At 72.7% G+C, this 17,843-nt stretch carries 15 protein-coding genes and 1 tRNA gene; 7 read left to right on the plus strand and 9 right to left on the minus strand.

Annotated elements, in window-relative coordinates:
• Positions 1–293: 293 nt before the first annotated feature.
• The gene (locus tag ACFUVW_RS03250) at positions 294–977 is read left to right on the plus strand and encodes a rhomboid family intramembrane serine protease (protein WP_430569913.1); all 684 of its coding nucleotides are present in this window, start codon (positions 294–296) and stop codon (positions 975–977) included.
• An 84-nt stretch (positions 978–1,061) separates the two neighbouring features.
• On the opposite strand, the gene ACFUVW_RS03255 is transcribed toward ACFUVW_RS03250, so the two are convergent.
• The gene (locus tag ACFUVW_RS03255) at positions 1,062–1,322 is read right to left on the minus strand and encodes a cell division protein CrgA (protein ID WP_430569914.1); all 261 of its coding nucleotides are present in this window, start codon (positions 1,320–1,322) and stop codon (positions 1,062–1,064) included.
• Positions 1,323–1,452: 130 nt separating this feature from the next.
• Here ACFUVW_RS03255 and ACFUVW_RS03260 point away from each other — a divergent pair, with 130 nt between their 5' ends.
• On the plus strand, positions 1,453–2,184 hold the full coding sequence (locus ACFUVW_RS03260) for a DUF881 domain-containing protein (protein ID WP_430569915.1): 732 nt from the start codon (positions 1,453–1,455) through the stop codon (positions 2,182–2,184).
• A 25-nt stretch (positions 2,185–2,209) separates the two neighbouring features.
• Complete coding sequence (locus ACFUVW_RS03265) at positions 2,210–2,881, plus strand: aminodeoxychorismate/anthranilate synthase component II (RefSeq protein WP_430569916.1); 672 nt, start codon at positions 2,210–2,212, stop codon at positions 2,879–2,881.
• 9 nt (positions 2,882–2,890) lie between these two features.
• Here the strand turns inward: ACFUVW_RS03265 and pknB are convergent, their stop codons facing one another.
• From pknB to ACFUVW_RS03300, 7 genes are read right to left on the minus strand one after another with little or no spacing between them, the layout of a single operon-like run.
• Entirely contained in the window at positions 2,891–4,909 is a 2,019-nt protein-coding gene (gene pknB / locus ACFUVW_RS03270) for a Stk1 family PASTA domain-containing Ser/Thr kinase (RefSeq protein WP_430569917.1), read from the minus strand.
• Entirely contained in the window at positions 4,910–6,436 is a 1,527-nt protein-coding gene (locus tag ACFUVW_RS03275; RefSeq protein ID WP_430569918.1) for a protein kinase, read from the minus strand.
• Positions 6,433–7,899 carry a peptidoglycan D,D-transpeptidase FtsI family protein gene (locus tag ACFUVW_RS03280; RefSeq protein ID WP_430569919.1) on the minus strand — a complete coding sequence of 489 codons (1,467 nt, stop codon included), beginning with the start codon at positions 7,897–7,899 and terminating at the stop codon, positions 6,433–6,435. Before ACFUVW_RS03280 ends, ACFUVW_RS03275 begins: the two co-directional genes overlap by 4 nt.
• The gene (locus ACFUVW_RS03285) at positions 7,896–9,467 is read right to left on the minus strand and encodes an FtsW/RodA/SpoVE family cell cycle protein (RefSeq protein ID WP_430569920.1); all 1,572 of its coding nucleotides are present in this window, start codon (positions 9,465–9,467) and stop codon (positions 7,896–7,898) included. Before ACFUVW_RS03285 ends, ACFUVW_RS03280 begins: the two co-directional genes overlap by 4 nt.
• Positions 9,464–10,879, minus strand: a complete 1,416-nt coding sequence (locus tag ACFUVW_RS03290) for a Stp1/IreP family PP2C-type Ser/Thr phosphatase (protein ID WP_430569921.1) — start codon at positions 10,877–10,879, stop codon at positions 9,464–9,466. The genes ACFUVW_RS03285 and ACFUVW_RS03290 overlap by 4 nt, the downstream gene beginning before the upstream one ends.
• A 7-nt stretch (positions 10,880–10,886) precedes the next feature.
• A complete protein-coding gene (locus tag ACFUVW_RS03295; RefSeq protein ID WP_430569922.1) occupies positions 10,887–11,381 on the minus strand; it encodes an FHA domain-containing protein in 495 nt (164 codons plus the stop codon).
• Between the two features lie 10 nt (positions 11,382–11,391).
• A complete protein-coding gene (locus tag ACFUVW_RS03300) occupies positions 11,392–12,111 on the minus strand; it encodes an FhaA domain-containing protein (RefSeq protein ID WP_430569923.1) in 720 nt (239 codons plus the stop codon).
• Between the two features lie 254 nt (positions 12,112–12,365).
• On the opposite strand from ACFUVW_RS03300, the gene ACFUVW_RS03305 reads away from it, so the two are divergent.
• Both ACFUVW_RS03305 and ACFUVW_RS03310 read left to right on the plus strand, forming a co-directional pair.
• Positions 12,366–12,449, plus strand: a tRNA-Leu gene (locus ACFUVW_RS03305).
• 133 nt (positions 12,450–12,582) lie between these two features.
• Positions 12,583–13,158: a dihydrofolate reductase family protein gene (locus ACFUVW_RS03310; protein WP_430569924.1), complete on the plus strand. Its 576-nt coding sequence runs from the start codon at positions 12,583–12,585 to the stop codon at positions 13,156–13,158.
• A gap of 6 nt (positions 13,159–13,164) precedes the next feature.
• On the opposite strand, the gene ACFUVW_RS03315 is transcribed toward ACFUVW_RS03310, so the two are convergent.
• Positions 13,165–13,722 (minus strand): small multidrug efflux protein, encoded by a 558-nt coding sequence (locus ACFUVW_RS03315; protein ID WP_430569925.1) that lies wholly within the window; start codon positions 13,720–13,722, stop codon positions 13,165–13,167.
• A 178-nt stretch (positions 13,723–13,900) separates the two neighbouring features.
• On the opposite strand from ACFUVW_RS03315, the gene ACFUVW_RS03320 reads away from it, so the two are divergent.
• Positions 13,901–14,758 (plus strand): hypothetical protein, encoded by an 858-nt coding sequence (locus ACFUVW_RS03320; protein ID WP_430569926.1) that lies wholly within the window; start codon positions 13,901–13,903, stop codon positions 14,756–14,758.
• A 222-nt stretch (positions 14,759–14,980) separates the two neighbouring features.
• On the plus strand, positions 14,981–17,677 hold the full coding sequence (locus ACFUVW_RS03325; protein WP_430569927.1) for a polysaccharide lyase family 1 protein: 2,697 nt from the start codon (positions 14,981–14,983) through the stop codon (positions 17,675–17,677).
• Positions 17,678–17,843 lie beyond the last annotated feature (166 nt).

Genomic DNA, 17,843 nt, shown 5'->3' on the forward strand with positions numbered 1-17,843 from the left:
TCGCAGTCCCGTTCACGCGCCCCAGGGGGCGCTCCACTTCGGGAAAGATAGGACTGCGACGAGGTTCTCGACCCCGACCTTTCTCTCGGCTCACGGAGGGCTGACCCATCTCGACACCGACTCCCCCGCAGTTCGGGCAGCCCGCCGGTGCTCCGCCGGTGTGCCCGCGGCACCCGGACCGCGTCTCCTACGTGCGCTGCCAGCGCTGCGGCCGGCCGACGTGCCCGGAGTGCCAGCGGCCCGCGGCGGTCGGGATCCAGTGCGTCGACTGCGTCAAGGAGGCGTCGCGCGCGGTGCCGAGCGCGCGGACGATGTTCGGCGGCACGGTGCGCGGCGGCCGGCCGGTCGTCACGCTGGCGATCGTCGCGCTGTGCGTGGTGAGCTGGGTGCTGCAGCTCGCCACGGGGGGTGAGTGGACCCAGCGCTGGGCGTTCGCCCCGTCCGTGGGCCTCGCGGAGCCGTGGCGGTTCCTCACCGCCGCGTTCCTGCACTCGACCAGCCCGCTGCACATCCTCTTCAACATGTACGCGCTGTGGCTCACCGGCCCGTTCCTCGAGCAGGCGTTCGGGCGGGGCCGGTTCATCGCGCTCTACGTGCTGTCCGCGATCGCGGGGTCCGTCGGCTACCTGCTGCTCGCCGACCCGTACAGCTACTCCTGGGTCACCGCCGTCGTCGGCGCTTCCGGCGCCGTCTTCGGCCTGTTCGGCGCGATCATCCCCGTGCTGCGACGCACCGGGCGCAGCGCGACGCAGATCCTCGTGCTCATCGCCATCAACATGGCGATCCCGTTCTTCGTCGGGGGGATCGCCTGGCAGGCGCATCTCGGCGGCCTGGTGGTCGGTCTGGCGATGGGGGCCGGTTTCGCCTTCGCGCCGCGCGAGCGACAGAAGCTCGTGGGGTGGCTGCTCCCGGCGGGAGTGGCCGTCGTCCTCGTCGCCGCGACCCTGTGGAAGTACGCCTCGGTGGGGATGCTCTGAACGCCGCCCACAGGGTTGTCCACAGGTGTGGAACGAACTACACGGGTGGAAGTCCGCGCGTCGGCGTCGTTGTCGGTGCCGTCGTCAGCGCCAGCGGGTGGTGAGCCCGAAGCCCGCGATGATGAGCACGAAGCCGACGGCGAGGTTCCAGGCCCCGAGCGCCGGGATCGGCAGCCCCAGCCCCTGCGCCGTGAGGTAGTACAGGACGATCCACGCGAGGCCCAGCAGCATGAGCGTGAGCATCGTCGGCACCAGCCAGCGCGGGTTGCCCTGCGGCTTGGCCTTCGGCGCGGCCGGCTGGTCGGCGGGCGTGCTCTTCTTCTTGCGGGACTTCGACTCGGGCACGGGGAGATCTCCTGTCCGGACGGTGTGGGCGGCGGCCGCGGGCCGGATGCCCGCCACCGTCGGCGATTCTGTCGACTAGCGTAGTCGTCAGCAGGCTCGAGAAGGACAGCAGGGACCGACAGGAGCGCCGATGAACCGCCGACTGCGCCAGAGCGCGACCGTCGCGTGCGTCCTCGCCGCGTCCGGGCTCCTGTTCACCGCCAGCGCGCAGCTCGCGGACACCAAGGACGGGCGCGACCCGCAGGACCTCGCCGAGCTCGTCACCACGGAGTCCGACCGCGTCGCCGACCTCACCGACCGGATGAACGAGCTCGAGGCGCAGATCGACGACCTCGGCGAGCAGGTCGGCACGGACCTGCCCACGCGGAGCGCCGACCTCGTCGCCGACGAGTCGGTCGTCACCGGCGCCGCGCCCGTCTCGGGGCCCGGGCTGCGCGTGGCGCTCGACGACGCGCCGGCGTCCAGCCAGTCGATCGCCGGGGTGCGGCCGGACGACCTGGTCGTGCACCAGCAGGACGTGCAGCACGTGATCAACGCGCTGTGGGCGGGCGGGGCCGAGGCGATGACGCTGCAGGGCGAGCGCGTCACCGCCACGTCGGCGTTCCGCTGCTCGGGAAACATCCTGCTGCTGCACGGCAAGGTCTTCTCCCCGCCGTACGTGATCGAGGCCGTGGGCGACCCGGACCAGCTCCGGGCGTCTCTGGACGCGGACCCGGGCGTGGCGATCTACCAGCAGTACGTCGACTGGGTCGCCCTCGGGTGGTCGGTCAAGGACGCGGGCACGCTGGAGCTGCCCGCGTACACCGGCAGCTCCGAGATGAAGTTCGCCACCGTCCCCGCCGGCACGGACGTGTTCTCGTGACCGCCGCCACCACCAGGAGCACTCGATGACCAGCACCGCCCGCGGCCCGCGGATCCTCGTGGTCGACAACTACGACTCGTTCGTCTACACGATCGTCGGCTACCTGGACCAGCTCGGCGCGCGCACCGTCGTCGTGCGCAACGACGCGGTGCCCGAGCCCGACGCGGACGGCGTCTTCCACGACGCGGACGGCGCGCCCTTCGACGGCGTGCTCGTCTCCCCCGGCCCGGGCACCCCGAAGGAGGCCGGCTCGTCGGAGGACGTCATCCGCGCCTGCGCCCGGTCCCGCACGCCGATGCTCGGCGTCTGCCTGGGCCACCAGGCCCTGGCGGAGGTGTACGGCGCCACCGTGGCGCACGCGCCGGAGCTCATGCACGGCAAGACCAGCCTCGTGGAGCACGACGGCGAGGGCGTGCTCGACGGCCTCGCGTCGCCGTTCACGGCCACGCGCTACCACTCGCTCGCGGTGCTCCCGGAGAGCGTGCCCGCCGAGCTCGAGGTGACCGGCGCGACGGCGAGCGGCGTCGTCATGGGCCTGCAGCACCGCGAGCTGCCGCTGCACGGCGTGCAGTTCCACCCCGAGTCCGTGCTCACCGAGGGCGGGCACCGGCTGCTCGCCAACTGGCTCGCCGTGTGCGGCGACGACGCCGCGGTGGAGCGGTCGCGCGGCATGGCGCCGCTGGTGCACCAGGGCTGACGCCGGCCGCTACTCGTCGCCGTCGGGGAGGATGCCGAGCGGGTCGCCGGCGTCCGTCTCACCGTCCGTGGGCTCGTCGGACGGCTCGCCCGAGGGCGGCGTCTCCCCCGCCTCCGGGCCGCTGGACACCACGATGGCGACGTTCGACCCGACCTCGGCCTCGCCGCCCTCCGGGTCCTGCGAGATCACGAAGCCGTTGGGCACGTCGTCCGACGGCTCGTAGGTGATCTGCGGGCTCAGGTCGGCGCCGGTGATGGCCGCCTGGGCCTCGGCGGCCGACTGTCCCACGACGTTCGGCACCGTCGTCATCTCCGGGGCCTTCTCCTTGGCGATGACGAGGTCGACCGAGCTGCCCTGGGGGACGTTGCCCGCCTGGGGGCTCTGCCGGATGACGGTGCCGGGCTTCTGGTCGCTCTCCTCGGTGCTCGTGGAGTTGCTCAGGCCGAGCTCGGTCAGCGCGTCCTTGGCCTGCTGCTCCGACCTGCCCACGAGGTTCGGCAGCTCGACCCGGCCGTCCGAGACGACGATGTCGACCGAGGAGCCCTCGCTCACCGCCTGACCCTCGCCGGGGTCGGACTCGATGACGCGACCCTCCTCGACGTCCTTGCTGCGTCCCTGCGACACGTCGCCGAGCGTGAGGTTGGCCTCCTCGAGCTCCTCTGCGGCCTCGTCCTCGGTCATGCCCGCGAGGTCGGGCACCGCGACGGTGTCGGGGCCCGCGGAGAACGTCACGATGACGGTGGTCCCGCGGTCCACCTCGGTGCCGCCGGCGGGGCTCTGCTCGAGGAAGGTGTTCTCGGGCTCGGTGGACTCGGTGTCCATGGCCTGCTCGTAGACGAGGCCGGCGGCCGTGATCTCCCGCTCTGCCTCGGCGGGGGTGACGTTGGACTGGAGCTCGGGCACGCTCGTCTTGGCCTCGGCCCCGTTCATCACGAGGAACGTGATGATCGCGGCCAGCGCGACGACGCCGATCGCGATGAGCGTCCACATGAGCCCCTTGCGGCTCTTCTTCTCGTCGTCGGGCTCGCCGTTCGTGCCCTGGACCCCGGTGGTGCCCCACTGCGACGTGCTCGCGGGGTCCATCACCTGCGTGCCCTGGGGCTGGCCCATGACCTGCGTCGCGGCGGCGCCGGCCGCGGCCGGGCCGATCAGCGGCGCGGTGACGTCGCCGCCGCGCAGCGCGGTCTCGAGGTCGGCCCGGAACTCCGCGGCCGTCGAGTAGCGGGCGTCGCGGTCCTTGGTGAGGGCCTTGAGCACGATGCGGTCGAGCACCTCGGGCACGTCGGACGCAAGCTCGCTGGGGCGCTGCGGCGCCTGTCCGACGTGCTGGTACGCCACCGCGACCGGGGAGTCGCCGATGAACGGCGGTCGCCCGGTGAGCAGCTCGAACAGCACGCAGCCCGTGGAGTACAGGTCGCTGCGGGTGTCCACCGTCTCGCCGCGTGCCTGCTCCGGCGACAGGTACTGGGCGGTGCCGATGACGGCGTGCGTCTGCGTCATCGTCGCCGCGGAGTCCGCCATCGCGCGGGCGATACCGAAGTCCATCACCTTGACCGCGCCGGTGGGCGTGATCATCACGTTGGCGGGCTTGATGTCGCGGTGCACGATGCCGGCCTGGTGCGAGTACTCCAGCGCGCTGAGGATGCCCGCCGTGATCTCCACGGCCTCCTCGATCGGCACGGCCGCGCCGTCCTGCAGGATGTCGCGGACCGTGTGGCCCTCGACGTACTCCATGACGATGAACGGGACGTGCACGGACGCGCCCTGCGTGTCCGTGTGCGTGTCCTCGCCCGTGTCGTAGACGGCGACGATGGCGGGGTGGTTCAGCGCGGCGGCCGACTGGGCCTCGCGGCGGAACCGCGCCAGGAAGGACGGGTCGCGGGCGAGGTCGGACCGCAGCACCTTGATCGCGACAGTGCGACCCAGGCGCGTGTCGTGCCCGATGTGCACCTCGGCCATGCCGCCGCGGCCGATGAGCTCACCGACCTCGTAACGGCCGGCGAGTACCCGGGGCGTGTTGTCCACCACTCAGAAGTCCTTCTCGGTCATGGCCGCGCGCGGGGCGCGCGGCGTGTCTCGGAGCATCATCCCAGAGGAGGGACGCGCACCCGTGCGGGAGGGGCGGGAGAGCGCGAGGGCCGGCACCGCCAGGAGGGCCGCGGCCTGACCCTCGGCGTCGGCCGCCATGGCCTGCACGAGGGTGGCGAGCAGCAGGACGACGAGGAGGCCGAGCAGCGCGAGCAGCGGCCAGGAGAGGCGACCGAGCGGGCCGAAGCGCTGGCCCGTCGATGTCGACGTCCGGCGCGCGGTCTTCGCCTCGGGGGCGGACCGGGAGGACGAACGGCTGCGGGTGCCGGTCGGCTGGGGCTTGCGCACCGGAGGACGGCGGGAGTCGTGGGCGCCGGCGCGCACCTCGCGGCGCAGCGGGTAGGCGCGCCCGGCGGCGACGCCGTCGACCGGCGTCTGCGGGGGCTCGTCGCCCTGGGGTGCGGGCTCGGGGGACGTCGCGCGCTCGTCCTCGGACGGCGTGACCGCCGCCCACGCGACCGGCAGCGCGGCCGACGGCGGCGAGGCGGGGCTGGTCGGCCCGGCGGGGACGGCGGGGCTCGCCGGACCCGAGGGGCGCGGCGTCGTGGGCGCGGCGTGCGCCGGGACGGCACGTGCGGGCCGGGCGCCCTGCCGCGCGGCCGCGGCGCGGCGCGCCGACCGGGACCGGGCGCCGAGCGGGTCCTCCGCGATCTCGCGGGCGAGCGACTCCAGCTCCCCCGCGAGGGCGGCGGCCGACTCGGGCCGGCGCGACGGGTCCTTCTCGAGCATGCGCCCGATGACGTCCGCGAGGCCCGGGTGCACGTGCGTGGGCAGGGGCGGCACCGGCGCGTTGACGTGTGCCACGGCGATGTCGACCGGCGTCGAGCCCGTGAACGGGCGCTTGCCCGCCGTCGCCTCGTACGCGACGACGCCGAGCGCGTAGACGTCGGACGCCGCCGTCGCGGGCTGCCCCACCGCCTGCTCGGGCGACAGGTACTGCGCGGTGCCCATGACCATGCCGGTGGCCGTCATCGGGGCTTGGTTGGCCGCGAGGGAGACGCCGAAGTCGGTGATCTTCACGCTGCCGCCGTGCTCCAGCAGGATGTTGCCGGGCTTGACGTCGCGGTGCACCACCTTGGCGAGGTGCGCATGGTGCAGGCCCCGCGCCGTGGCCGCGAGGATCGGCAGCAGCTTGCGGGGCGCGACGACGGGCTCGCGCTCCAGCAGGTCGGCCAGCGGCTCGCCCAGCACGAGCTCCATGACGAGGAAGCCGGCGCCGTCCTGCTCGCCGTAGTCGTACATCTGGGCGATGTTCGGGTGGGACAGGGCGGCGCTGTTGCGGGCCTCGGTGCGCAGGCGGCGCAGGAAGTCCTCGTTGCCGGTGTACTCCTCGCGGAGCACCTTCACGGCGACCTCGCGGCCCAGGTAGCCGTCGTCGGCCACCCAGACCTCGCCCATGCCGCCGATCGCGATGCGGCGCGTGAGGCGGTACCGCTTGCCGAGCGCGAGCCCCGTCGTCGGCCTCATCCGTTCAGCACCGCTTCCATCACGGCCTTCGCGATCGGCGCGGAGACGGAGCCGCCGGTGGCCTGGCCGCCCAGGTCGCCGCCGCTCTCCACGACGACGGCCACGGCGACCTGCGGGTCGTCGGCGGGGGCGAAGCCGGTGAACCAGACGTGCGGGTCCGTCTTCGACGTGTCGCCCCACTGCGCGGTGCCCGTCTTGCCGGCCACCTGGACGCCCGGGATCTGAGCGCTGGTGCCCGAGCCGGACTCCACGACGCTCTTCATCATGTCGGTGAGCTGGCCGGCGGTCTCGTCCGAGACGGCGCGGCCCAAGCTGGTGGGCGACGTCTGGCGGACCACCTCGAGCTGCGGGTCGCGCACCGTGTCCACCGAGTACGGCTGCATGACCTCGCCGCCGTTCGCGATCGCGGCGGAGACCATGGCCACCTGCAGCGGTGTCGCGACGACGCTGCCCTGACCGATGCCCGACAGCTCCACCTGCGCCGTGTTCATGGCGTCCGGGTCCTCGTCGTACCGGCTGGCGGCGGCCTTGAACGGGATGTCGACGGACTTGCCGAACCCGAACTTCTCGGCCTGCTCGTCCATCGCGTCGGCACCGAGCTCGCCGCTCAGGCCGAGGAACGCGGTGTTGCACGAGATCCGGAGCGCGTCCGCCAGGGTCATCTCCCCCGCCGAGGCGCACGACGTGCCGGCGAAGTTGCCGACCTGGGTGCTGGTGCCCGTCAGGGTGTACGAGGACGGCGCGGGGATCACGGTCGACGGCTTGTAGTCGCCGCTCTCGAGCGCGGCCGCGGTGGTGATGAGCTTGAACGTCGACCCGGGCGGGTAGACCTCGGCGGTGGCGCGGCTGATCAGTGGCCTGGAGTCGTCGTTGAGCAGGTCGGTGTACGCCTCGCCCGCCTCCTTGGTGGAGTGCGACGCGAGGTCGTTCGGGTCGAACGTCGGCTTGGCCACCAGGGCGAGGATCGCGCCCGTCTTCGGGTCGAGGGCGACGACGGCACCCCGCTGGTCGCCGAGCGCGTCCCAGGCGGCCTGCTGCGCCTTCGGGTCGATGGTGAGCTCCACCGAGGAGCCCTCCGGGTCACGACCGGTGAGCAGGTTCTGCAGCCGGTCCACCCACAGGGCGTCGGCCTGCCCGTTGAGGTAGTCGTTCTCCGCGTGCTCGATCGCCGTCGTGCCGTTGGCGAGCGAGAAGAAGCCGGTCAGCGGCGCGTACAGCCTGCCGTTCGTGTACTCGCGCTGGTACCCGAACTCGTCGTCGACGGGCTTGGACAGCGCGACCGCCTCGCCGCCCACGACGATCGGGCCGCGGGCGCGCCCGTACTCGGCGTAGATCGAGCGGATGTTGCGGGTGTCGCTGTTCAGCTCGTCGGCGTGGAAGAACTGGATCCACGTGGTCGACACCATGAGCGCCAGGAACATGACCATGACGACGCTCGCGAGCCGGCGCAGGGTCGTGTTCACAGGTGCTCACCTCCAGTCGTTCCTCGGGGATCGTCGCGGCGCGGGTCGAGCGGGCCGCTGATCGCTTCGGTGGGGTGCGACGGCGTCGACCCGCGGGACGGCGCGTCCGTGGCCGACCGGCGGACGGGGACACCACCGCCCGGCGTCGTCCCGTCGTGCGCGCCGACCACGATCGGGTCGTGCATGGCGCCGCCCTGCGCGACCGTGCCGCGGACGGGCAGGGCCGACGGTCGCCGCGCGTTGTCGGAGATCCGCAGCAGCAGCGCGATCACGATCCAGTTGGCCACGAGCGACGACCCGCCCTGCGCCATGAACGGCAGGGTCAGGCCGGTGAGCGGGATGAGACGGGTGATGCCGCCGACCACGACGAACAGCTGCAGCGCCATGACGAACGCGAGACCGCCGGCCAGCAGCTTGCCGAAGCCGTCGCGCACCGCGACCGCCGTCCGCAGGCCGCGCTGCACGACGAGCAGGTACGTCAGCAGGATGGCGAGCAGGCCCGTGAGGCCCAGCTCCTCGCCGAGCGAGGAGTAGATGAAGTCGGAGAACGCGTACGGCACGAGGTACGGGTAGCCCTCGCCCCAGCCCGTGCCGAACAGGCCGCCCGCGGCCAGCGCGAACGTGCCCTGGACGATCTGGTACGACCCGCCGGGCGCGTTGTACAGGTCGTTGTCGAACGGGTGCAGCCACACGTCCATGCGCGCGCCGACGTGCGGGAACACGCTCGCCGCGACGAGGGCGCCGGCCGCGAACAGCACGAGACCGATGAGCACCCAGCTGAACCGCTCGGTGGCGAGGTACAGCATCGCGACGAACAGCCCGAAGAACAGCAGCGAGGTGCCCAGGTCGCGCTCGAAGACGAGGACGGCCAGCGACGCGCCCCACACGATGAGGATCGGGCCGAGGTCGCGGATGCGCGGCAGCTGCAGGCCGAGCACCTTCTTGCCTGCCAGCGCGAGGGTGTCGCGGTTGGCGACGAGGTAGCCGGCGAAGAAGATCGCGAACGCGATCTTCGCGAACTCGGCGGGCTGCACCGAGAAGCCGATGTTGATCCAGATCCGCGCGCCGTTGATCTCGCGGCCGATGACGGGCATGAGCGGCAGCACGACGAGCACGAGGCCCACCAGCATCGCCGTGTACGTGAGGCGCCGGATCCAGCGATGGTCGCGCAGGAACCAGACGACGAGGATCGCGACCACCGCGCCGAGCGCGGTGTACATCATCTGCGACCAGGCGTCGGCGCCCTTCGTGCCCGCGAGCTGCAGGCGCAGGATCATCGCCAGCCCCAGGCCGTTGAGCAGCACGACGGCGGGCAGGATCACCTGGTCGGCCCACGGTGCGCGCAGGCGCAGCACGACGTGCGCGGCCGCGGCGATGCCGACGAGGAGCAGGCTGACGGCCCAGAAGTCCGCGGGGAGCTCACCCGTGACGCTGCGCCCGACCATCGCGAACGCGCTGATGCCCGCGGCCAGGGCGAGGATCAGCAGGAACAGCTCGGCCAGACGGGCGGGACGGCGCTCGGTGGGCTCGACCGTACGCCCGGCGGGGGTCTCGACGGCGGCGCTCACCCCTTCGACCCCCCGTCGGCCTTGTTGTCGGTCGTGGCGTCGGCGGGCTGCTTCGCGGGTGTCGTGGTCGCCGTGTTCCGTGACGGGGTCGCGGACGGCGTGCTCGAGGGGGTCGGGGAGGGGGTGGGAGTCGGCGTCGGCTCGGGCGCGGCCTCGGCGATGAGCCGGTCCGCGCGCTCGCGGGCCTCGGCCTCGGACGACGCGCGGATGGAGCCGTCGAGGCGGTCCGCCCAGTAGTCCGGAAGGTCGGAGACCGGGGTGCCGGTGAGCTCCACGGGGGTGGAGAGGGTCAGCGGGCCGGCGCTGGCCGGGATGCCCTGGAAGACGGCGACCTCGCCGTCGGCGACGCCGACGTAGTACTGCTGCTGCGTCCAGCCGTACGCGCGCCACAGGCCGTACCCGACGCCGCCGAGCACCACGAGCACCACGAGCACCGTGATCCACGGCCGGCGCTTGCGGGCGGGCCGGGCGTCGTCGTCGGCGTCGTCCTCGGGGTCGTCCTCGGGGTCGTCCGGGTCGTCGTCGGCCGCGCCCTGCGGGGTGGTCTCGGGGTCGTCGGCCGGGTCCTCGGCCGGCGTCGCGAGGACGGCGGGCAGCTCGCCCGTCGCGGCCGCGCCCACGACCTGCGGCACCGTCGCGCCCTCGACCGGGGCCGACGCCGCGTCCTCGGCCGCGGGGGCGTCGTCATCCTCCACGACGTCGGCGACGACGACGGTGATGTTGTCGGTGCTGCCCGCCGTCATGGACAGCGTGATGAGCAGGTCGGCCGCCTCGTCGGGCGCCGACGTCTCGGTGAGCACCTCGGTGATCTGCTCGGGCGAGACGAACCCGGACAGCCCGTCGGAGCAGAGCAGCCACCGGTCGCCGGCGCGGGCCTCGCGCACGGACATGTCGGGCGTGAGGTCGACGTCGAAGTCGCCCAGCACCCGCATGACGACGTTGCGCTGCGGGTGGTGCTCCGCCTCCTCCGGCGAGATGCGGCCGGTGTCGACCAGGTGCTGCACGAAGGTGTGGTCCACCGTGACCTGCGTGAGGCGGCCCTCGCGCAGCAGGTAGGCGCGCGAGTCGCCGAGGTGCGCCATCACCAGGGTGGTGCCCGTGTGCAGCAGGGCGGTGACGGTGGTGCCCATGCCGACCAGCTCCGGGTCGGCGTCGCTGGCGCGCACCAGGTCCTGCCGGGCGCGCTCCACGGTGTGCTCGAGGTCGGTCAGCGCCTCCTCGGGGCCGTGCTCGGTGCGGTCGAGCGGCGCGAGGGCGGCGATCGCGAGGCGCGACGCCACGTCGCCGCCCGCGTGCCCGCCCATGCCGTCGGCGACGACCAGCAGGTGCGGCCCGGCGTACGCGGAGTCCTGGTTGTTGGACCGCACGAGCCCGACGTCGGACCGCGCGGCGTAGCGCAGGGTGAGGGTCACGGAGCGGTCACCCCTGGAGCTCGACGACGGACTGGCCGATCCGGACGCCGACACCCGGCGCCAGCGGCTGCGGTCCCGACACCTGGGTGTCCCCGATGAAGGTGCCGTTCGTCGACCCGAGGTCCTCGACGTACCACTGGTCGCCCTGCGGGAAGATGCGGGCGTGCCGCGACGACGAGTAGTCGTCGTCGAGCACGAGGGTGCAGCCCGGCGACCGGCCGATGAGGATCGACGCCGAGGACAGCGGGAGGGTGGTGCCGGTCAGCGGGCCGGTCGTCACGACCAGGCGCGTGGGGCCGGAGCGCCGGGCCGGCGCGGGCGCGGCGGCGGCCGGAGCACCGGCGGCGGGCGCGGCCTCGGAGCGGCGGCGCTCGGCCTTGGACGCGCGCGGGGCACCGCGCGGCGCCAGGTCGCGGCGCAGCACCGCGATCGCCGAGAGCACGAACACCCAGAGCAGCACCAGGTAGCCCAGCCGCAGCAGGGTGATCGTCAGCTCACTCATCCTGGGGGGATCACCAGCCTTCGTTCTGCTGGCCCGAGGCGCTGCCGGTCCAGAACATGATGCGGGTACGGCCGATGGTCAGGGTGTTGCCGTCGAGCAGGGTGGCCGCGGGCACCTGGTGGCCCTCGACGAACAGGCCGTTCGTGGAGCCGAGGTCGGTGGCGACGACGCCCTCCGGCGTCACGCGGATCTCCAGGTGGCGGCGCGAGACGCCCGGGTCGTCGACCACGATGTCAGCCTCGGCGTCGCGGCCGATGACCGTGACGGGGCCGGTGAGCAGGTAGCGCTGGCCGTCGATGTCGATGAGGGGGTGACGCGTGGACGGCGCCGCCGACGTGGCGGGCGCGACGTTGCCGCGCACGGTCGCGGAGCGGAGCTGGAAGCGGCCGCCCGGCAGGTCCTCGTGCTCCTCGAACGACACGCTGACCGGGCCCACGAAGGCGTAGTGCTGCGAGGCGGCGTACTCGGTGAGGTTCGTGGCCAGCTCGTCGGCCATCGTCTCCGCACCCCAGGCGTCGATCTGCGAGAAGTCCGCGGACGACAGCTCGATCGTGAACTCGTTCGGCACGACCGTGCGGTCACGCCCGACGACGGCAGCGCGGTCGTCGATCTCGCGCCGCAGGCGGCTCGCCAGCTCGACCGGCTTGATCTCGCTGTTGCGACCCACCTTCGCGAACGCGTTGTTCATCACGCGCTCCACGCTCTTCTCGAAGCGATCCAGGGCGCCCATGCCACCTCCTCTCGTTGGCCCGACACGTCCGCGGGCAGACTATCTAGATCGTAGGCAGCGCTGCAGCACCACTCCTCCGCGCGGTGTGGATTTCCTGCGAACGCTCGGCGTAGAAGCGGAACCGGCAGGTCACGGCGGAGTGACGGCCGCCACGCTCACCGCCAGCCGCAGGACCGGGCCGTTCCCGGGGTGCGCGGGGCCCTCAGCAGGCGATTGGGGAGCACCCCCTGCGCCGTGCTAATCTTCTGCGGCACGCGCGAGTGGCGGAATAGGCAGACGCGCACGGTTCAGGTCCGTGTGCCCGAGAGGGCGTGGGGGTTCAACTCCCCCCTCGCGCACGTGAAGAGAAGGTCCCGGTCAGGTTCTCCTGGCCGGGACCTTCTCCATGATGGCGGTCTGCGGGTGTCGATCCATGGCGCTCCCGTTCGACCTGGGGGTGACAGTGACGGCACTCCCGGCAGGAGCGGAACCATGGCACGTGAACTCGTCTACACCGGCTTCATCACCCTCGACGGCTCGGTGGACTCTCCCGGTGGCAGGAGCGAGGGGCACCCCGGCGGTGGCTGGGTGTTCGACACCGAGTTCGTCCCCGAGGCGTACGCCCTGAAGAGCGAGGAGCTCGAGGAGACGACGGCCCTGATGTTCGGCCGCCGCAGCTACGAGGCCTTCTCGGCCGTCTGGCCCGGCTCCGACGACCACGCGGCGTACCGAGACCTCCCGAAGTTCGTCGTGTCCACGACGCTGGACGACGACGCCCTCGTCGACGGTTGGGGACCGACGACGATCCTGCGGAGCACCCAGGACGTCGCCGCGCTCAAGCAGACCGACGGCGGCCCGATCTTCGTCCACGGGAGCGCGGAGCTCGCGCTGCGGCTGAGCGAGGCGAGCCTCGTCGACCGCTACAACCTGCTGATGTTCCCGTACCTGCTCCCCGGTGGGAAGACGATCTTCGGCACGAAGGGCGCGGACCGCCGCACCCTGGCGTTGCGGGACTCGGCCACGTACGCGAACGGTGTGGTCAAGCTCGTCTACGACGTGCGGCGCTGACACCCCTCAGTGCACGAGCGTCAGCAGCCGGCTGGCGAGGAACGCGGTGACCGTGGTCCAGCCGACGATCGCCACGGCCTGCCAGACGAGGACGCGGGCCTTGCCGACGCCGGACGCCACCAGCATCGAGGCGGTGAAGTGGGTGGGCAGCAGCAGCGGGCCGAGGAGGCTGACGCCGGGGACGCCGTAGCGCTCGTAGGCGCGCTGGAACTTCGCGCGGCGGGCGCCGCGGCGGTCGTCCGCCGGCTCGGCGGTGCTGACGGCGTCCTGCGCGGACCCGGAGCCCACCAGGACGGCGCTGCGCTGCCGGGCCTTGGCCCGACGGCGGTTCACGACCGCGTCACGGGCGCCGGCGCTGGCCAGCACGACGGCGGTGACGGCGAGGAAGTTGCCGATCATCGCCGCGACCGCCGCGACGGCGGGGTGGATGCCGCCGAGGATGCCGATGGTCGCGCCGCCCTCCCCCTCGATGAAGGGGACCATGGCCGCAACAGCGACGATCAAGGGCTGGACGAGGTCGGGGACCTGGGCGACCAGGTCCTGGAAGGTGTCGACGAGGTTCACGAGGTGCTCCGGGTGGTGTCGGGGGCTTGCCGGGTGATGCACCCAGTCCACCCGCGATCCGGAGGGCCTGGTAGTGCCCGGTGTCACCGGTTCCCGTGTCGATCGCACGCCCCGGCCATGACATGTGTCATGCCCCGGACCGGTGGTGGCGGGCGGGCGCCCGGGCCACGATGACGTCATGTCCGGGCCCGTCGCCGTCGTGGAGATCGCGTGCGACGAGTCGGGGTTCTCCGGGACGAACCTGCTGGACCCGGCGTCGCCTGTGATCGCGCACGCCGCGGTGGACCTCACCCGCGAGGAGGCGGCGACCGTGCTCGGCACGCTGCGGTCGCGGTTCAACCATCGCCGGACGGCGGAGCACAAGGCCCACCTGCTGCTGAGGCCGGGGCAGCCGGAGGCCGTGGCGTGGTTCCTCGACGAGCTGGCGGGCCGCTCGACGGTGCACGTCGTGGACAAGCGCGACCACGTCGCGGGGCGGGTGCTCGACCTGCTCACGGGCGAGCCCTCGTACGTGGACGGGACGCGCCTCGGCCGCGACCGCGGGCGCGCGGTCGCCGTCCTGCGGGAGCGGGGCGACGTCCTCGCCGCGTTCGTCGCGATGACCCACCTCAAGCACCGGCGCCGGCCGGACCGGACCGCCGTCGACCGGTTCCTCGCCCTGGTCCCGGGCGTCGTGGCCGAGGGCGTCCCGGAGCTGGCCGGTGTGACCCGGCGCGGCGTCGTGGCCGTCCTGGACCGGCTGCTCGACGCCGACCCCGCCGTCCCGCCGCCGCTCGAGCCGCTGGTGCCGGCGTTGGCCGAGACGGTGCTGCGGTGGAGCGACGGCGGCCGCTCGGTCGTCGTCGTGCACGACGAGCAGAGCGCGCTCACGCGGCAGCGCACCGCCGTCCTGGCGGCCACCCTCGCCGCGGCGGTGTCGCCCGCCCCTCCGCCCCTCCTCGGGGTGCGGCAGGTGGACTCCCGCCGCGATCCCCGCGTGCAGGTGGCCGACCTCCTGGCCGGGTGGGCGCGGAGCTCTGCGGAGGCTGCCGCCTGACGTTCGGCCGTCCTGTCGTCCCGTCGAACGCGTCGCCGGTTCGAGGGCCGGGTGACATTGGGGGTTGCGCTGCGGGAAACCGGTCCCCTACGGTCAGGAAACCGGTTGCTGTGATCTGTTCGTGACCAATGTGGGTCCGGACAGCCGTCGTTCCGCCGCGCGGAGCGGCCCCGGCACCGGTCTGCAAGTCCCGCGTTCGACGACGAAGGTGAGGCAGCAACGATGAGACGGCACGCAGCGCGACGACTCCTGGCGGCGGGGGTGACGACGTCCCTGGCCGCGGCGATCGGAGTGACCGCCCTGACGCTCCCCGGCGCCCAGGCGGTGGAGAGCGGCCCGACCGGGTTCGCCACCCAGAACGGCGGCACGACGGGCGGCGCCGGTGGCGCCGTCGTGAGGGCGACGACCGGCACCCAGATCCACGAGGCCCTGTGCGGCCGGGCCTCGTCCGACACCCCGATCACGATCCAGGTCGAGGGCACGATCAACCACGGCAACACGAGCAAGGTCTCCGGAGACAGCTGCAACACCGCCGACGGGGTGATCGAGCTGAAGCAGATCAGCAACGTCACGCTCGTCGGGGTGGGCAGCGGCGCCACGTTCGACCAGGTGGGCATCCACATCCGCGAGGCCAGCAACATCATCATCCAGAACGTCACGGTCAAGAACGTCAAGAAGTCGGGCTCCCCGACGTCCAACGGCGGCGACGCGATCGGCATGGAGTCCGGCGTGTCGAACGTGTGGGCGGACCACGTGACGCTCGAGGCCTCGGGCGGCGAGTCCGAGGGCTACGACGGCCTCTTCGACATGAAGGGCGACACGACGTACGTGACGCTCTCCTACAGCATCTTGCGAGGCTCCGGCCGCGGCGGCCTCGTCGGGTCGGGCGACAGCGACCTGGGCAACGGGCCGGTCACCTACCACCACAACCTCTACGAGAACATCGACTCGCGCCTCCCCCTGCTGCGCGGGGCGACGGCCCACATCTACAACAACCACTACGTCGACATCCACGAGTCGGGCATCAACGCCCGCGCCGGCGGCAAGGCGAAGGTCGACAACAACTACTTCCAGGACTCCAAGGACGTGCTCGGCACGTTCTACACCGACCTGCCGGGCTACTGGCAGGTCGCCGGGAACACCTTCGACAACGTCACCTGGTCGGAGCCGGGCGAGGACAACACCCCGGCCGGCCCGAACCCGACGTCCACGACGACGGTCAGCATCCCCTACGACTACTCGCTCGACGACGCCGACTGCGTGCCCGACGTCGTCGCCGCGACCGCGGGGGCGAACAAGGGCCTCAAGGTGTCCGACGGCTCGTGCGAGGCGCAGACGCCGACGGATCCCACGGACCCGCCGACCGACCCGACCGACCCGCCGACCGACCCCACGGACCCGCCGAGCGGCACCAACCTCAGCGTGGGCGCGGGCGCGGACGGCTCGTCCAAGGCGTCGGGCACCAGCTTCGGCAACGTGGTCGACGGCAACCTGAGCACGTTCTGGTCGCCGTCGGGCACCACGGGCCGCGTGTCCGTGAAGTGGGCGACGCCGCAGACCGTGTCGCAGGTGAACGTCGTCGAGGCGGTCGGCTCGGAGGGCACGATCACCGGGTTCCGCGTCGTCAACCACGACGACGGCTCCGTGCTGGCGTCCGGTGACGGCGCGGGCGTGGTCGACCTGCCCGAGACCACGCTGAGCAAGCTCGACCTCGAGATCACCGGCGCCTCCGGCACGCCGCAGGTGGCCGAGCTCGAGACGTACGCCGGCCAGGGGTCGACCGACCCGGACCCGGAGCCCACGGACCCGCCGACCGACCCGACCGACCCGGAGCCGACCGACCCGCCGACCCCGAGCGGCGAGGTGATCTACGCGGCGCCCGACGGCACGGCCGGCGCGGCGGGCACGGAGGCCGACCCGACGACGATCGCCGCGGCGATCGCCGCCGTGGAACCGGGCGGGGCGGTCTACCTGCGCGGCGGTCGCTACGACCTGGCCGACACGCTCACGATCGAGCCGGGCAACGACGGCACGTCGTCGGAGCGCACCCTCCTGTCGGCGTACCCGGGCGAGACGCCGGTGCTCGACTTCTCCGCGCAGGCGGAGGACTCCGCCAACCGCGGGCTCGCCATCGGCGGCGACTACTGGCACGTGTACGGCATCGTCGTGCAGCACGCCGGCGACAACGGCATCCTGCTCGGCGGCAGCAACAACGTCGTCGAGCGGACCGTGACGCGGTACAACCGCGACACGGGCCTGCAGCTGTCGCGCCTCGTGGCCGGCGCGCCGGAGAGCGAGTGGCCCGCGAACAACCTCGTCCTCAGCGCCGAGTCGCACGACAACGCCGACTCCGACGGCGAGGACGCGGACGGCTTCGCCGCCAAGCTCACCTCCGGCCCGGGCAACGTGTTCCGGTACGCGGTGTCGCACCACAACATCGACGACGGCTGGGACCTGTACACCAAGACCGACACCGGCCCCATCGGCGCCGTGACCATCGAGCACTCGCTCGCCTACGAGAACGGCACGCTCTCCGACGGCTCGCAGGCCGGCAGCGGGGACCGCAACGGCTACAAGCTCGGGGGCGAGGACATCGGCGTCGACCACGTGGTGCGCGACAGCTTCGCCGTGGACAACGGCAAGCACGGGTTCACGTACAACAGCAACCCCGGTTCGATGACGATCGACGGCAACGTCAGCATCGGCAACGCCGAGCGCAACTTCACCTTCGACGAGGGCAGCCACCGGTTCAGCGGCAACGTGTCGTGCGACAGCGGCTCGAACGACCGGATCGTCGGCAGCGACGACGGCACCAACCAGTTCTGGTCGGGCTCCGACGGCTCCGCCTGCGGCGCCTACGCGGGCGACCTCGACTGGTCCTTCGCCGCGGACGGCTCGCTGGAGGTGACCTTCGGCTGAGCTGACCACATGGACGGCGCCCCCGACGGCAGGCGCCGTCGTCCCGACCCCGGCCGGCCCGTCGACCCCTCCGACGGGCTGGCCGGCCCCGAGCCCGGGGGTGTCCGCTCTGCGCACACCCGCGGCGGTCCCGTGGCATCCTGGCCACGTCCGTGACGTCGAGGCC

The organism is Isoptericola sp. NPDC057391, from assembly GCF_042668085.1.
GTDB lineage: Bacteria > Actinomycetota > Actinomycetes > Actinomycetales > Cellulomonadaceae > Isoptericola.

Excerpts from the sequence above, each read along its gene's own strand:
- ACFUVW_RS03260 (WP_430569915.1), top strand. The coding sequence starts at position 1,453 with ATGAACCGCCGACTGCGCCAGAGCGCGACCGTCGCGTGCGTCCTCGCC.
- ACFUVW_RS03265 (WP_430569916.1), top strand. The coding sequence starts at position 2,210 with ATGACCAGCACCGCCCGCGGCCCGCGGATCCTCGTGGTCGACAACTAC.
- ACFUVW_RS03275 (WP_430569918.1), bottom strand. The coding sequence starts at position 6,436 with ATGAGGCCGACGACGGGGCTCGCGCTCGGCAAGCGGTACCGCCTCACG.
- ACFUVW_RS03295 (WP_430569922.1), bottom strand. The coding sequence starts at position 11,381 with ATGAGTGAGCTGACGATCACCCTGCTGCGGCTGGGCTACCTGGTGCTG.
- ACFUVW_RS03300 (WP_430569923.1), bottom strand. The coding sequence starts at position 12,111 with ATGGGCGCCCTGGATCGCTTCGAGAAGAGCGTGGAGCGCGTGATGAAC.
- ACFUVW_RS03310 (WP_430569924.1), top strand. The coding sequence starts at position 12,583 with ATGGCACGTGAACTCGTCTACACCGGCTTCATCACCCTCGACGGCTCG.
- ACFUVW_RS03320 (WP_430569926.1), top strand. The coding sequence starts at position 13,901 with ATGTCCGGGCCCGTCGCCGTCGTGGAGATCGCGTGCGACGAGTCGGGG.
- ACFUVW_RS03325 (WP_430569927.1), top strand. The coding sequence starts at position 14,981 with ATGAGACGGCACGCAGCGCGACGACTCCTGGCGGCGGGGGTGACGACG.